Below are 14,654 nucleotides of genomic sequence, written 5' to 3' on the forward strand. Positions count from 1 at the left end.
CACCGCCGCCCCCCCCCACCTCGTTGGGGGGCGCCGGGCCCGGCCTCGTGGTGGGGGGCGCCGCCGGGGACAACGGGGTGCCCCCCCGGGCGCGGGGGGGGGGCGCCCCCCCCGGGCGGCTTTCGTATGCCGCCGTGCTCACCCCTTGCCCGCCCCGTCCACCCCGTTTCATCCGCCACCCCGGCCGGGCGATAATCGGACAAGGGGACCGCGTCTCCCTACGATGCTCGGACGTCCTACTATCGATGACCGGGCGTACGCGGGCGAGCGCGACCCGTCACCCCAACTGAACACATGCTGCACCCTCCAGGCCCGCCCCGGACCCCCGGCCGCCGACCGGAGCCGCCCCGCCCCGATGCCAGGAAGCAAAGGACCCTGACCCATGACGACGTCCACGATCGAGCTGAAGCCCTCCGCGAGCCCGCTGTCCGCGGCGGAGCGTGAGGCGATCCTGGCCAGCCCCGGCTTCGGCCGTCACTTCACCGACCACATGGTCACCATCAAGTGGACCGAGGGCCGCGGCTGGCACGACGGGCAGCTCGTTCCGTACGCCCCGATCCCCCTCGATCCGGCCACCGCGGTGCTGCACTACGCCCAGGAGATCTTCGAGGGCCTGAAGGCGTACCGCCGCCCCGACGGCTCGGTCGCCACCTTCCGGCCCGATCAGAACGCGCTGCGCTTCCAGCGCTCCGCCCGCCGCCTCGCCATGCCCGAACTGCCGGTCGAGACCTTCGTCGAGGCGTGTGACGCCCTGGTCCGGCAGGACAAGGACTGGGTGCCGGCGCACGGCGGCGAGGAGTCCCTGTATCTGCGCCCGTTCATGATCGCGACCGAGGTCGGGCTCGGGGTGCGCCCGGCGAGCGAGTATCTGTTCCTGGTCATCGCCTCCCCGGCCGGCGCCTACTTCCCCGGTGGGGTCAAGCCCGTCTCCATCTGGGTCTCCGACGACCGGGTCCGCGCGGTGCCCGGCGGCATGGGCGACGCCAAGACCGGCGGCAACTACGCGGCCTCCCTGCTCGCCCAGGCCGAGGCCGCCGCCAAGGGCTGCGACCAGGTCTGCTACCTCGACGCGGTCGAGCACACCTGGGTCGAGGAACTCGGCGGCATGAACCTGTACTTCGTCTACGGGGACCGGATCATCACCCCCACCCTCACCGGCTCCATCCTGGAGGGCGTCACCCGCGACTCGCTGCTCGCCGTCGCCCGTGACCTCGGCTACACCGCCGAGGAGGGCAAGATCTCCGTCGAGCAGTGGCGGCGCGACTCCGCCAACGGCACCCTCACCGAGGTCTTCGCCTGCGGCACGGCCGCCGTCATCACACCGGTCGGGACCGTCAAGCGGGCCGGCGGCGAGTGGCAGCAGAGCGGGGGCGAGCCCGGCGAGGTGACGACCCGGCTGCGCCGGGCGCTGCTCGACATCCAGCGCGGCACGGCCGACGACGTGCACGGCTGGATGCATCCGCTGGGCTGAGCAGCCGGTGGCGTCGAAAGGCGCGCAGGGCATGCAGGGTAGGCAGGGCAGATAGGACACGCAGGGTGCGTGGAGCGAGGCCCGTCCCGTTCTCGTCTTCGGGGCGGGCCTTCCGCATGTCTCTTTCGTTGTTTGAGCGGTGCTCTATATCGATCCCTTGGGGGCGGCCTCGGGATCCCGTCAAGGTTCCTTCAAGGTGTGCGGCCCCTTCCTTTTCTGGGAATCCGTCGTTTAGAGTGACGCTCTAAATGACGGAGGAGGCAAGGAGGTGTCCGTGTCATGAGGCTCACCCCGACCGAGCGTGACCGGCTGCTGCTCTTCGGGGCCGCCGAGCTGGCGCGGGCCCGCCGGGCCCGGGGACTGCGGCTGAACGTGCCGGAGGCCACCGCGCTGATCGCGGACACCGTCTGCGAGGCCGCCCGTGACGGTGTCCGGCTCGCGGAGGCGATCGAGCGGGCGCGGTCCGTGCTCGGCCCGGACGATGTGCTGCCGGGCGTCGCCGATGTCGTCACCGAGGTGCATGTCGAGGCCGTGTTCGAGGACGGCTCACGGCTCGCCGTCGTCGCGGACCCGCTCGGCGGCGGGCTGGGCGGGGACGCCCCCGGCGCGCTGCTCCCGGGGCCCGGGCACGAGGAGCCCGAGGCGGTCGTCCGGCTCACGGTCACCAACACCGCCACCGTGCCGGTCTCCGTCACCTCCCACTTCCACTTCTTCGAGGCCAACCCGCGCCTGGACTTCGTACGGGAGCGGGCCTACGGGATGCGGCTCGCCGTGCCCGCCGGGTCGTCCGTGCGGTTCGGGCCCGGTGAGCGTGCCGAGGTCGGGCTGCTGCCGATCGGGGGCGCGCGGATCGCGATCGGGTTCGCCGGGCTGGTCGACGGGCCGCTGGACGCGCCGGGGGCCAAGGAAGAGGCCCTGCGCAGGGCCGCCGCCTGCGGATATCTGGGGGTCGCACCCGAAGGAGCCGGCCGATGAATCCGTACGAGTACGCCGCCACCCACGGGCCGCGTGCCGGGGACCGGATCCGGCTCGGGGACTCGGGGCTGGTGATCCGCGTCGAGGACGACGCGCAGCGCTACGGCGACGAGTTCCTCGCCGGGTTCGGGAAGACCGCCCGCGACGGACTGCACCTCAAGGCCGCGGCCGTGCGCGAGACCTGTGACGTCGTGATCAGCAATGTCGTCGTGATCGATGCCGTCCTCGGGATCCGCAAGGTGTCCATCGGGATCCGCGAGGGGCGGATCTCGGCCATCGGGCGGGCCGGGAACCCCGACACCCTCGACGGGGTCGACGTCGTCGTCGGGACCGGCACCACCATCGTGTCCGGCGAGGGGCTGATCGCCACCGCCGGGGCCGTGGACACCCATGTGCATCTGCTGTCGCCGCGGATCATGGAGGCGTCGCTGGCGTCCGGCGTGACCACGATCATCGGCCAGGAGTTCGGGCCGGTGTGGGGCGTCGGCGTCAATTCGCCCTGGGCGCTGCGGCACGCCTTCAACGCCTTCGACGCCTGGCCGGTCAACATCGGCTTCCTGGGCCGGGGTTCGTCCTCCGACGCGGCCCCGCTGGTCGAGGCGCTCGCGGAGGGCGGGGCGTCCGGGTTCAAGGTGCACGAGGACATGGGGGCGCACACCCGGGCGCTCGACACCGCGCTGCGCGTCGCCGAGGAGCATGACGTCCAGGTGGCGCTGCACAGCGACGGGCTCAATGAGTGCCTGTCCGTCGAGGACACCTTGCGGGTGCTGGAGGGGCGGACCATCCACGCCTTCCACATCGAGGGCTGCGGCGGCGGACACGTCCCGAACGTGCTGAAGTTGGCCGGGGTGCCCAACGTCATCGGCTCCTCCACCAACCCCACCCTGCCCTTCGGCCGGGACGCGGTCGCCGAGCACTACGGGATGATCGTCTCGGTCCATGACCTCAAGACCGACCTGCCCGGCGACGCCGCCATGGCCCGGGACCGGATCCGTGCCGGGACCATGGGCGCCGAGGACGTGCTGCACGACCTGGGCGCCATCGGCATCACCTCCTCCGACGCGCAGGGCATGGGGCGGGCCGGGGAGACCGTACGGCGGACGTTCGCCATGGCCGGGAAGATGAAGGCCGAGTTCGGCGCCCTGGAGGGCGACGACGGACAGGACGGGCATGGCGGGCACGGCGGGCACGACAACGCGCGCGTGCTGCGCTACATCGCCAAGCTGACCATCAACCCCGCCCTCGCCCACGGCCTCGCCCACGAGGTCGGCTCCATCGAGGTCGGCAAGCTCGCCGACCTCGTCCTGTGGCGGCCCGAGTACTTCGGCGCCAAACCGCAACTGGTGCTCAAGTCCGGCTTCCCGGCCTACGGCGTGGTCGGCGACCCCAACGCGGCCACCGACACCTGCGAACCCCTGGTGCTCGGCCCGCAGTTCGGGGCGTACGGCGCCACCCCGGCCGATCTGTCCGTGGCCTTCGTCGCCCGGGCCGCCCTCGACCAGGGCGGCGACCGGATGCCGACCCGCCGCCGCCGGGTCGCCGTGCGCGGGACGCGCGGGATCGGCCCGGCCGACCTGCGCCGCAACACCCGTACCGGAGCCGTCGACGTCGATCAGCGCACCGGGCTGGTCACCCTGGACGGCGAGCCGCTGCGCTCGGCGCCCGCCGACTCCGTCTCCCTCAACCGCCTGTACTTCCTGTGAGGACGCACCCCATGTCCGCTGCCGCCGACGGCTTCCGTATGCCCCCCGAGTGGGCCCCGCACGAACGCACCTGGATGGCCTGGCCCGGCCCCAACCCCACCTTCGACACCCCGGAGGACCTCGCCGCCGCCCGGATCGCCTGGGCCGCCGTCGCCCGTTCCGTACGCCGCTTCGAGCCGGTGACCGTGGTGTGCGGGCCGGGGCAGTCGGCGCAGGCGCGGGCGCTGCTCGGCGAGGGCGTCGACACCGTGGAACGCGAGCTGGACGACGCCTGGATGCGGGACATCGGGCCGACCTTCCTCACCGACGGGCGCGGGGAACTCGCCGCCGTCGACTGGACGTTCAACGGCTGGGGCGCCCAGGACTGGGCCCGCTGGGAGCACGACGCGAAGATCGCCGCGTATGTCGCCGACCTCGCGGGGGCCCGGACGTACACCTCGCGGCTGGTCAACGAGGGCGGCGCGATCCATGTCGACGGCGAGGGCACCGTCCTGCTGACCGAGACCGTCCAGCTCGGCCCCGAGCGCAATCCGCACTGGACGCGGGCGGAGGCCGAAACCGAGATCCACGGCCTGCTGGGCACCCGCAAGGCGATCTGGCTGCCCCGCGGCCTCACCGCCGACTATCCGCCGTACGGCTACGGCACCCTCGGCCATGTCGACATCGTGGCCGCGTTCGCCCGCCCCGGTGTGGTCGTCGCCCACCACCAGCCGGACCCGGCCCACCCCGACCACGAGGTGACCCGGGAGGTCATCGGCATCCTGCGGGCCGCGACCGACGCCCACGGGCGGCCCCTGGAGGTGGTCGAGGTGCCCGCCCCGACCGTCCTGGAGACCGACGGGCACTGGGCCGACCACTCGTACATCAACCACTACCTCTGCAACGGCGGGGTCGTGCTCTGCGGCTTCGGTGACCCGCGCGACGAGGAGGCGGCCCGGATCTTCCGCCGGCTGTTCCCGGAGCGGACGGTGACCCTCGTCGACGCCCGTACGATCTTCGCGGGCGGCGGCGGCATCCACTGCGTCACCCAGCAGCAGCCGAAGATCTAGGGAGCGCGGATGGCCGGTGGGCGCAGACAGGCACCTCCCCGCGAGGACGTCCTCGCCGCCGCCATGGCGATGATCGCCGAGCGCGGTCTTGAGCAGCTCACCATGGCGGCGCTCGGCCGCGAGGTCGGCATGAGCAGCGGACATCTCCTGTACTACTTCGGCTCCAAGGACGAACTGCTGCTGCGGACCCTGGAGTGGAGCGAGGGCCGGCTCGGCGCCGAACGCGCCCGGCTGCTCACCCGCCCCGCCACCGCCCGCGCCCGCCTCGACGCCTACGTCGACCTGTACGTCCCCGACGGCCACCGCGACCCGCACTGGACGCTGTGGCTGGAGGTCTGGAACCGCTCGCAGAACGCCGCCGACGACGCCCGCGACCGGCAGGCCGCCATCGAGGGTGCCTGGCACCGGGACCTGGTGGCGCTGCTGGCCGAGGGCATGTCGCGCGGCGAGTTCCGGGCCGTCGACGCCGACCGGTTCGCGGCCCGGCTGCGCGCCCTGCTGGACGGCTTCTCCCTCCAGGTGGCGATCGGGCTGCGCGGCGCCGACCGGACGTCGATTCTCGGCCATGTACGGGAGTTCCTGGACGAGGGGCTCGCACGGGACGCGTGACGGCGGCGGGGTCGTCCCTCCGACGCGGGAAGGGGGCGGGTGCGGGACGCCGGAACAGGGGGCCATGCGCTGCACGGGGAGCAACGGGGACGCCGGAACGGGGCGTGCGCCCGACGCCTGAAGGCGTGTCCGGGTCGCGGTCGTCGCGGCGACGGGGGAGCGGGGCGACGGCCGTTCCTACCCGGTGACCACCACGCGCTGACCGCATCCTGAGACACACGGTGAGCACGGGGACGGTCTGTGCCAGACTGCCCCCGTGCTCTCGTTCGCCACGATTATTGGCAGCAGGCGCGCCGGTCCGCAGTGACCGCCCGGTACGACCACGTACGGGCGGCCACCGTCGTCTCGACCCGCGCGCAGACCTCTCGCACCCGCGAGAGGTTTTTCGCATTTCTGGCCCACCTACAGCCGGGAAACGGAGCGCGAGGGATCATAGGGGGACGGTGGAACCGGTCATTCCGGTACAGACCGCGATCATCACCTCAGGAGCCTTGAACCATGACGGAAACCAGCGAGCGCGACGACTCGTTCCATGTCTTCGACACCACCCTGCGCGACGGTGCGCAGCGGGAGGGCATCAACCTCACCGTCGCCGACAAGCTGGCCATCGCACGGCACCTGGACGACTTCGGCGTGGGCTTCATCGAGGGCGGCTGGCCCGGCGCCAACCCCCGTGACACCGAGTTCTTCGCCCGCGCCCGGCAGGAGATCGACTTCCGCCACGCGCAGCTCGTCGCGTTCGGCGCGACCCGCAGGGCCGGTGCCAAGGCGAGCGAGGACCCGCAGGTCAGGGCGCTGCTGGAGTCCGGGGCCCCGGTGATCACGCTGGTCGCCAAGGCGCACGACCGGCATGTCGAGCTGGCGCTGCGCACCACGCTGGAGGAGAACCTGGAGATGATCCGGGACACCGTCTCCTTCCTCCGGGACCAGGGCCGCCGGGTCTTCGTCGACTGCGAGCACTTCTTCGACGGCTACCGGGCCGATGCGGAGTACGCGAAGGCGGTCGTCCGGACGGCGGCCGAGGCGGGCGCCTCGGTGGTCGTGCTGTGCGACACCAACGGCGGGATGCTGCCCGCGCAGGTCCAGGCCGTCGTCGCCACCGTCCTCGCCGACACCGGCGCCCGGCTCGGCATGCACGCCCAGGACGACACCGGCTGCGCGGTCGCCAACACCCTCGCCGCCGTCGACGCGGGCGCCACCCACGTCCAGTGCACGGCCAACGGCTACGGCGAGCGGGTCGGCAACGCCAACCTCTTCCCGGTGGTCGCCGCCCTGGAGCTGAAGTACGGCAAGCGGGTCCTGCCCGAGGGCAGGCTCCGTGAGATGACCCGTATCTCGCACGCCATCGCCGAGGTCGTCAACCTCACCCCCTCCACCCACCAGCCCTACGTCGGCGTCTCCGCCTTCGCCCACAAGGCCGGGCTGCACGCCTCCGCGATCAAGGTCGACCCGGACCTCTACCAGCACATCGACCCCGAGCAGGTCGGCAACACCATGCGGATGCTCGTCTCCGACATGGCCGGCCGCGCCTCCGTCGAGCTGAAGGGCAAGGAACTGGGCATCGACCTCGGCGGCGACCGCGAACTCGTCGGCCGCGTGGTCGAGCGGGTCAAGGAACGCGAACTGAAGGGCTACACGTACGAAGCGGCCGACGCGTCCTTCGAACTGCTGCTGCGCGCCGAGGTCGAGGGCGGTCCGCTGTCCTACTTCCGGGTCGAGTCCTGGCGGGCGATCGTGGAGGACCGGCCCGACGGAACCCACGCCAACGAGGCCACGGTGAAGCTGTGGGCCAAGGGGGAGCGGATCGTCGCCACGGCGGAGGGCAACGGGCCGGTCAACGCGCTGGACCGGACCCTGCGCGTGGCCCTGGAGAAGATCTATCCCCAGCTCGCCCAGCTGGAACTGGTCGACTACAAGGTCCGCATCCTGGAGGGCGTGCACGGCACCCAGTCCACGACCCGGGTGCTGATCTCCACGACGGACGGCTCCGGCGAGTGGTCGACGGTCGGTGTCGCGGAGAACGTCATCGCCGCGTCCTGGCAGGCGCTGGAGGACGCGTACACGTACGGGCTGCTGCGGGCGGGCGTCGCGCCCGCGCGATGACGCTCCGCTGGGGGCGCGGGGGGCTGGTCGTGGCCGGTGGTCGGGTGCGGGTGGTCGTCGGCTGGTCGCGCAGTTCCCCGCGCCCCTCAAGGGCGCGGCTGCCCGCGCCCGTAGCGGATGCGGCATCCCATGCCCGTAGAAGCGTGGCCCCCCCGCGCCCCCTGAAGACCAAAGACAACAGACAAAAAGGGCGTGGTCACATCGCTGAGTCGCGGGAGCGGGGTACCTCCGGGCCCCGGTCGCGGCCCGGCACCCGGTCCAGGCGGAACAGGCCCGCGCCGCCGGAGCGCTGGCCGGAGTTGGCGGAGGTGGAGCGGGTCAGCTCCTCCATGCTGTCGGCGAGGTAGCCGATCCAGGTCGCGCTCTCCTCCTCCATGATCCGCTGGGCGTCGGCCCGCAGCCGCTCGATGACGGCGAGCAGCGCCGCCTGCTCCTTGTCGCTGGGGGAGTCGGTGGTGCGCAGATACGTCAGGGCCCAGTCCGTCTGGGCCTTCTTCAGCACCTGCTGGAGGGCGATCTCGGTACGGATGTAGCGGGTCCAGGACGCGGAGAAGCCGAAGATGCGGTCGAACAGGACCGCGCCCGCCGCCCCCGCCAGGAAGACGAAGCCCCACTCCGGCTGGAGCAGCGTCGGGTCGGCCGCGTGCACCAGCGGGGTGAGCGTGCCGACGATGCCGAGCAGCCCGGCCAGGGCCCGCAGCGAACGCGACCAGCGCGAGGGGCCCCGGCGGCGGCCGAGGTACCAGTTGATCGCCGTGACGACCTCCGCCTCCGCCTGCTTGAACAGGTCCCACAGCACCTCGGACCGGCTGCGCGCGCGGTCCAGCTCGGTGAGTTCGGACACCGTCATGTCCGCGACCCTGCGTCTCCTCGGCATGTCCGTCCCTGCCCTTTCTGGCTGATCCCTGCGGTACCGCGCCGCCGAGCGCCGTACGGCGATGTCCGTGCCCGCCCGTTGTTCCGTGCCGGTTCGGATGCCTGTACGTCGTACTGCGGCACGAGGCATGGTATGCGCCACCCGGCCCGGTGTCTCACGCGCCGTCAAGAAGGGCGTCCGGCATGGGCAGTTGAGGGCCCCAAGGGTGCTTGACTGCCTCCCCGACGGGCAAGGGCCCGCATAAGCTGTTCCCACGCGTCACCAGGCAAGCCGGGGGTGTTCCGTGCGCATCGTCCACATCAGTGATCTGCACGCCAGAGACGACTGGGGAGTCGACCAGAACAAAGTTCTGAAGGCATTCCTGAAGGATGTGGCCGAAAGGCATCGGCAGACGCCCGTCGACTGTGTGGTCTTCAGCGGCGATCTCGCCTTCGGCGGCAAACCCGGACAGTTCGCCCTGGCCCGGAAACTGCTCCTGGACCCGCTCCAGGAGCTGCTCGGTCTCGACCGGGACCGGATGATCCTGGCGCCCGGCAACCACGATGTCGACATATCCCGCATCGAGGAGTTCCAGGAGGCCGGGCTGCGGGCGATGCTCACCGACCGGGACAAGGTCAACAGGTTCCTCGACCGCGAGAACCTGATGTCCCACCTGGACCGGCTCGCCGCCTGGGTGGAGTTCACCGACGACTACTACGCCGGCACCTCCGTCGAGCGCCTCTCCCCGCTGCTCACCCTGCACCGCTTCACCGCGGCCGGCACCGAGGTCGCCGCCGCCTGTCTGACCTCCTGCTGGCGCGCGACCGGCGCCGGCGACGACGCCGACCGGGCCCATCTCATCGTCGGCGACCGGCAGATGACCCACGCCGCCGACGCCCTCGGCGACGCCGGTCTCAAGCTCGCCGTGATGCACCACCCGGTGGACTGGCTCGCCGAGTTCGACCGTGGCGACGTACGCCGCGAGCTGGGCCGCTTCGACGTGCTGTGCACCGGCCATGTCCATGTGGTCGACCCGGCGGGCATCGCCGGGAAGACCGGCACCCTCATGCACAGCGCCGCCGGGTCCCTCTTCCAGTGGCGGGACTATCTCAACGCCTACAGCGTCATCGACGTACGCAGCGCGCAGGACCCGCGCGCCTACACCGTGCACGTGCGCAGCTACTACGACGGCCGTGATGTCTTCGACGAGGGCCGCAACGCGGTCGCGGAGGGCCGCCTCGACATCGACTTCACCCCGCCCGCGCGCCCGGCCGACCCCACCGCCTCCACCACCGGGTCGGTCACCGCCCCGACGGCCCCCGCTGCACCCACGGCGACGCAGGCCGCCGCACCCGCCGCCGGGCCCGGAGCGGAGCCCGCCGCCGGTGAAACCCCGGTCGCCGAAGCCCCCGTCGCCGAAGCCGTCGGAGAGGCCCCGGCCGGCGATCCCCCCGTCGCCCTCACCGCCGCCGACCTCGCCGCCGAGTCCCTGGTGGACGCCGTACGCGAACGCTCGCTGATCCTCGGCCCGGAGCGGGAGCAGCTGCCGATGGAGGGGCTGCTGGTCCCGCCGGTGCTGCTGCGGGTGAGCGTCGACCAGTGGATGGCGTTGCAGGATCTGGAGGAGGGCCGGGTCAGCGCCGACGAGATGATCGAGAGCCTCGGCGAACACCGCCACTTCCTGATCGTCGGCGACGAGTACACCGGTCTGACCAGCGCCCTCCAGTGGCTCGCCCACGCCGCCTACCGGCGCGAGCCGCAGTACGTCCCGGTCGTCGTCGATTTCACCGCCGTCGAGAACGGGCCCAGCGGCGTCGAGAAGGAGATCCGCAGACAGCTCGCGGGCGCGGGCATCGCGCTCGGCCGGCGCGACGAACTGCCCCTGCTCGCCCTCGTCGTCGACAACATCGACCCGCGCTCCGAGAAGCGGCTGCGGCACCTGCTGAAGTTCCTCGCCCTGCACCCGCGCGACCTCGCCTTCCTCGGCTGCCGTACCACCGCCTCGCACCGCGTCGCCGCCGCCATGACCGCCGAGGGCCTCCCCGTCCGCACCCGGCACATCGGCCCCTTCGGCCGCCGTGAGCTGCGCGCCCTGGTCCGGCTGCTGCGCCCCGACGAGTCCGAGGCCGATGTCAACGCGATGCTCGACCTGCTGACCCGCGGCGGACTGCCCCGCACCCCGGTGATGCTGGCCGCGCTGCTGTCCACCGCCGGAGCGCAGGACTGGACGACCGGGGCCAACAGCACCGCCATCCTGGAGTCCTACCTGGGCCTGCTGCTGGGCCGGGACGACCCGCGCGTCGACCGCCGCTTCGAACTCGACTTCCTGGCCCTGCGCGACATCGTGGCCTGCGTCAACGAACACCTCATGCTCACCGGCAAGGACTCGCTGCCCCGGATGGAGGCCGAGCAGTATCTGCTCGACTACTTCAAGGGGCTCGGCTGGTCCGAGCCGTCCGGTGTCGTCCTCGACGCCCTCATACACAAGCGCATCCTCACCGAGCGCGACGGCGTCATCCACTTCTGCCAGCCCATGATCCGGCCCCTGCTCGCCGCCTACCGGATGGACGAGTCCACCGAGCTGAAGGAACAGGTGCTGGCCGCCCCGCTGCGGCACGCCCAGGTCATCCGGCACACCGCCGCCCTGCGCCGCAACGACGCCGACCTGCTGAGCACCACCGCCGACGGCTTCCGGGCGCTGCGCGAACGCCTCGGCGACGGCGGCAACGACCCGTTCTCCGTGCTGGCGACCAAGGAGGGCTGGCTGGAGGACGCCGAAGCCGTCCTCGACGACTTCTTCCCCACCGACCTCGCCTACGAGTCCGGCAGCCCGCCGCCCGAGGTCCCCGGCGAGTTCCGGGTGATGATGGACGACCTCAAGGACCAGGCCGACGCCATACAGACCCTCGCCCAGGACCAGCGCCAGGGCGCCGGCTTCAGCCCCACCGAGTTCGAGGCGTACGTCGAGGCGCTGGACCTGCTCGCCGATGTGCTGCGCAGCAGCGAACTGGTGCGCAACCTCGACCTCAAGCGCCAGACACTGCGGCTGTGCCTGAACGGCTACGGGGTGCGCGCCGCGCTGATGGCCGCCGAGTGGAACAACCGCGACGGCCGCAGCGTCTTCCGTGAGTCCCTCGCCGAGGTCCTGGAGCGCCAGGAGATCTCCGAGGAGGAGTTCGAGAGCTTCATGGGCCGGGTCGAGCTGTACTCGCCGGTCCTGTCCTCCTACTGGGCGCTCTCCCAGGTGCTGGCCAGCGGCAAGCTGTCCCGGCTGACCGGCGAGGCGCTCGGCGAGGGCGAGTTCGTCGAGCAGCCGGGACAGGCGCTGATGGCGGTGCTCCTGATGCGGCACATGGGCGACCGGGACTGGGTCCGGCACGCCTCGGCCGTCGTCAAACGGCACGGCGAGCGGGAGGTGATCGGCGAGATCCTGCGGCTGTTCGCGTTCACCAGCTATCTCCAGCCCGACCTCGGAAAGGACGAACTCGGCATGCTGGAGAACCTGTTGTGCGACATCGCCGTGCACCGCAAGGAGTTCCCGACCGGCCCCGCCCGCAACTACTCCCGCAACCAGATGGTCCAGGGCATGCGTCAGCGCCGCCTCCAGTCCCTGCAACGCGGCGAGGAGTTCGCCATCGCGCAGGGGATGTGACGCGCTTGAGATCGAGCGCTAGATCAAGCGCTTTAAATCAAGGCATGATCTAAGGCGTGAGGGCGCGAAAGATGCCCGTTTCCCGGCCATTCGGGTACTTTCGAATGTATGAAGGGCACGCTGGTACGGGATGTCGTCCGTCTGCTGATCGTGCCGGTCGCCGCCGTGCTGGCGGTCCTGGTGGGCGCGCCGGGCGCCCATGCCGCCACCGATCTCTCCAAGGTCGCCGAGTCGCTGCGCGAGGGGCCGGTGTACGTCGACCCCGCCGCGACGGGCATCCTCTCCGACTCCGACGCCAGGGCGCTCGCCGACAAGATCGAGGCGGCGGGCAAACCGGTCTTCGTGGCCGTCCTGCCGGCCGGTTACCCCACCCAGAACCTCTTCGAGAACCTGCGTACCCAGACCGGCATCACCGGCCTGTACGGCATCCGGCTCGGCGACCGGTTCGACGCCCGCGCGGACAGCGGCGTGATGAGCCGGCAGGGCGTGACCAACCTGGTCACCGCCGTGCAGGGCGCGGGTGACGCCAAGGCCCAGCTGAACGACTTCGTGGACGACGCCCTGCGCAACGTCGGCGGCACCGCCCCCAGCAGTTGGAGCCAGGGCGGCGGCGCCGACGGCGTGTCGGCCACCGGCCTGATCGCCCTCGGCGGCGTCCTCGCGGCTGGCGGGGTGACCGCGTACGCCCTGGTCCGGCGCAACCGCACCCGCCATGAGCAGGAGCAGCGGGCCGCGCTTGAGAAGCTGGCGGTCGTCGTGGACGAGGACATCACCGCCTTCGGCGAGGAACTCGACCGGCTCGATTTCCACCCCGCCGAGCCCCGCGCCGACGACGCCATGCGCGCCGACTACGAACGCGCCCTGGACGCCTACGAACAGGCCAAGTCCCTGATGTCCGCCGCGACCCGCCCCGAGGACGTGCGCGGCGTCACCCAGGCCCTGGAGGACGGCCGCTTCTCGCTCGCCCTGCTCGCCGCCCGCCGCGAGGGCACCCCGCTGCCCGAACGCCGCCCGCCCTGCTTCTTCGACCCGCGTCACGGCCCGTCCGTCGCGGACGTCACCTGGACCCCGCCCGGCGGCGCCACCCGCGAGGTGCCGGTCTGCGCGGCCGACCGCACCCGGCTGGAGGACGGCGAGCCCCCGAGTATCCGCGAGGTCGAGACGGCGGGCGGACGCCGCCCGTACTGGGACGCCGGACCCGCCTACGGCCCCTGGGCGGGCGGCTACTTCGGCGGCGGCCTCCTGCCCGGCCTGCTCCTCGGCACCCTCCTGGGCAGCGCCATGGCCACCCCGTCCTACGCCGCCGACTACGGCTCCGGCTACGGCGACTTCGGCGCGGCCGGCCACCAGGGCGGCGAGGTCTCGGGCGCGGATTTCGACCCCGGCGACTTCGACGGCGGCTTCGGCGGGGGAGACGACTTCGGGGGTGGCGGCGGGTTCGGCGGAGGCGACTTCGGCGGGGGGTTCTGAAGCACCTGCGGGCCGAGGGGGCCGAGGGGGCCGAGGGGGCCGAGGGGGCCGAGGGGAGCCCCGTATAGGACCGTATCTGTCCTACTCCCGCTCTACGGTGATGTCCATGACGACTCCAGACGGCACCACCCCGCTGCCCTTCGGCTCCGTCGACGCGTTGGACTCCTGGCTCGCCGGGCATCCGGCACCGCATCCCGGGCTGTGGGTGAAGGTCGCGAAGAAGGGCTCCGGCGTGCTCTCGGTCAGCTGGGAGGACGTCAACGACGTGGCCCTGTGCCATGGCTGGATCACCGGTCAGCGCCGGTCGCTGGACGAGACGTACTTCCTCCAGCGCATCACCCCGCGCCGGCGCGGCAGCCAGTGGTCGATGGTCAATGTGCGCCGGGTGGCCGAACTGGAGGCGGCGGGCCGGATGCGGTCCGCCGGCCGGGCCGAGGTGACGGCTGCCCAGGCGGACGGCCGCTGGGCGGTGGCGTACGAGTCACAGCGCAACGCGACCGTGCCGGACGACCTGGCGGCGGCGCTGGAGCAGAGCCCGGGAGCCCGGGCGGCCTTCGACCGGCTCGGCAGGACCGACCGGTTTCTCGTCGGCCTGAGGCTGCAACGGACCCGTACCGCGCGCGGGCGGGCGTCGCGGCTGGCGGCGGAGGTGGCACGGCTGGAGGCTGCCCCGGGGACCACAGAGGCCACGGAGGTCACGTAGGGGGACACGCGAAGGCCGCCCCGGAGGGCGGCCCGCGACCGGCGGTCGAGCGGCGGTGAGTTG

10 protein-coding genes are annotated in these 14,654 nt (G+C 72.2%); 9 read left to right on the forward strand and 1 reads right to left on the reverse strand.

Annotated elements, in window-relative coordinates:
* The first annotated feature begins 382 nt into the window (after positions 1-382).
* From ACFXAZ_RS20725 to cimA, 6 genes are all read left to right on the forward strand, one after another.
* A complete protein-coding gene (locus ACFXAZ_RS20725; RefSeq protein WP_384593043.1) occupies positions 383-1,471 on the forward strand; it encodes a branched-chain amino acid aminotransferase in 1,089 nt (362 codons plus the stop codon).
* Between the two features lie 279 nt (positions 1,472-1,750).
* Positions 1,751-2,446: an urease subunit gamma gene (gene ureA, locus ACFXAZ_RS20730; RefSeq protein WP_384593046.1), complete on the forward strand. Its 696-nt coding sequence runs from the start codon at positions 1,751-1,753 to the stop codon at positions 2,444-2,446.
* Positions 2,443-4,149 carry an urease subunit alpha gene (locus ACFXAZ_RS20735; protein WP_384593049.1) on the forward strand — a complete coding sequence of 569 codons (1,707 nt, stop codon included), beginning with the start codon at positions 2,443-2,445 and terminating at the stop codon, positions 4,147-4,149. Before ureA ends, ACFXAZ_RS20735 begins: the two co-directional genes overlap by 4 nt.
* Positions 4,150-4,160: 11 nt before the next feature.
* Positions 4,161-5,198 carry an agmatine/peptidylarginine deiminase gene (locus tag ACFXAZ_RS20740; protein ID WP_384593052.1) on the forward strand — a complete coding sequence of 346 codons (1,038 nt, stop codon included), beginning with the start codon at positions 4,161-4,163 and terminating at the stop codon, positions 5,196-5,198.
* 9 nt (positions 5,199-5,207) lie between these two features.
* On the forward strand, positions 5,208-5,807 hold the full coding sequence (locus tag ACFXAZ_RS20745; RefSeq protein ID WP_384593055.1) for a TetR/AcrR family transcriptional regulator: 600 nt from the start codon (positions 5,208-5,210) through the stop codon (positions 5,805-5,807).
* A 498-nt stretch (positions 5,808-6,305) separates the two neighbouring features.
* Positions 6,306-7,910 (forward strand): citramalate synthase, encoded by a 1,605-nt coding sequence (gene cimA / locus ACFXAZ_RS20750; RefSeq protein ID WP_384593058.1) that lies wholly within the window; start codon positions 6,306-6,308, stop codon positions 7,908-7,910.
* A 196-nt stretch (positions 7,911-8,106) separates the two neighbouring features.
* Here cimA and ACFXAZ_RS20755 read toward each other — a convergent pair whose 3' ends face one another.
* Entirely contained in the window at positions 8,107-8,760 is a 654-nt protein-coding gene (locus ACFXAZ_RS20755) for an SLATT domain-containing protein (protein ID WP_384593061.1), read from the reverse strand.
* 310 nt (positions 8,761-9,070) lie between these two features.
* Here ACFXAZ_RS20755 and ACFXAZ_RS20760 point away from each other — a divergent pair, with 310 nt between their 5' ends.
* The 3 genes from ACFXAZ_RS20760 to ACFXAZ_RS20770 all read left to right on the forward strand — a co-directional run bounded on the left by ACFXAZ_RS20760 (position 9,071) and on the right by ACFXAZ_RS20770 (position 14,591).
* On the forward strand, positions 9,071-12,418 hold the full coding sequence (locus ACFXAZ_RS20760) for a metallophosphoesterase (protein WP_384593064.1): 3,348 nt from the start codon (positions 9,071-9,073) through the stop codon (positions 12,416-12,418).
* A gap of 108 nt (positions 12,419-12,526) precedes the next feature.
* The gene (locus tag ACFXAZ_RS20765) at positions 12,527-13,888 is read left to right on the forward strand and encodes a hypothetical protein (RefSeq protein ID WP_384593067.1); all 1,362 of its coding nucleotides are present in this window, start codon (positions 12,527-12,529) and stop codon (positions 13,886-13,888) included.
* Between the two features lie 106 nt (positions 13,889-13,994).
* On the forward strand, positions 13,995-14,591 hold the full coding sequence (locus tag ACFXAZ_RS20770; protein ID WP_384593070.1) for a YdeI family protein: 597 nt from the start codon (positions 13,995-13,997) through the stop codon (positions 14,589-14,591).
* Positions 14,592-14,654: the final 63 nt, after the last annotated feature.

Source organism: Streptomyces sp. NPDC059477, from assembly GCF_042749375.1.
GTDB lineage: Bacteria > Actinomycetota > Actinomycetes > Streptomycetales > Streptomycetaceae > Streptomyces.

Excerpts from the sequence above, each read along its gene's own strand:
- ACFXAZ_RS20725 (WP_384593043.1), top strand. The coding sequence starts at position 383 with ATGACGACGTCCACGATCGAGCTGAAGCCCTCCGCGAGCCCGCTGTCC.
- ureA (WP_384593046.1), top strand. The coding sequence starts at position 1,751 with ATGAGGCTCACCCCGACCGAGCGTGACCGGCTGCTGCTCTTCGGGGCC.
- ACFXAZ_RS20735 (WP_384593049.1), top strand. The coding sequence starts at position 2,443 with ATGAATCCGTACGAGTACGCCGCCACCCACGGGCCGCGTGCCGGGGAC.
- ACFXAZ_RS20740 (WP_384593052.1), top strand. The coding sequence starts at position 4,161 with ATGTCCGCTGCCGCCGACGGCTTCCGTATGCCCCCCGAGTGGGCCCCG.
- ACFXAZ_RS20745 (WP_384593055.1), top strand. The coding sequence starts at position 5,208 with ATGGCCGGTGGGCGCAGACAGGCACCTCCCCGCGAGGACGTCCTCGCC.
- cimA (WP_384593058.1), top strand. The coding sequence starts at position 6,306 with ATGACGGAAACCAGCGAGCGCGACGACTCGTTCCATGTCTTCGACACC.
- ACFXAZ_RS20755 (WP_384593061.1), bottom strand. The coding sequence starts at position 8,760 with ATGACGGTGTCCGAACTCACCGAGCTGGACCGCGCGCGCAGCCGGTCC.
- ACFXAZ_RS20765 (WP_384593067.1), top strand. The coding sequence starts at position 12,527 with ATGAAGGGCACGCTGGTACGGGATGTCGTCCGTCTGCTGATCGTGCCG.
- ACFXAZ_RS20770 (WP_384593070.1), top strand. The coding sequence starts at position 13,995 with ATGACGACTCCAGACGGCACCACCCCGCTGCCCTTCGGCTCCGTCGAC.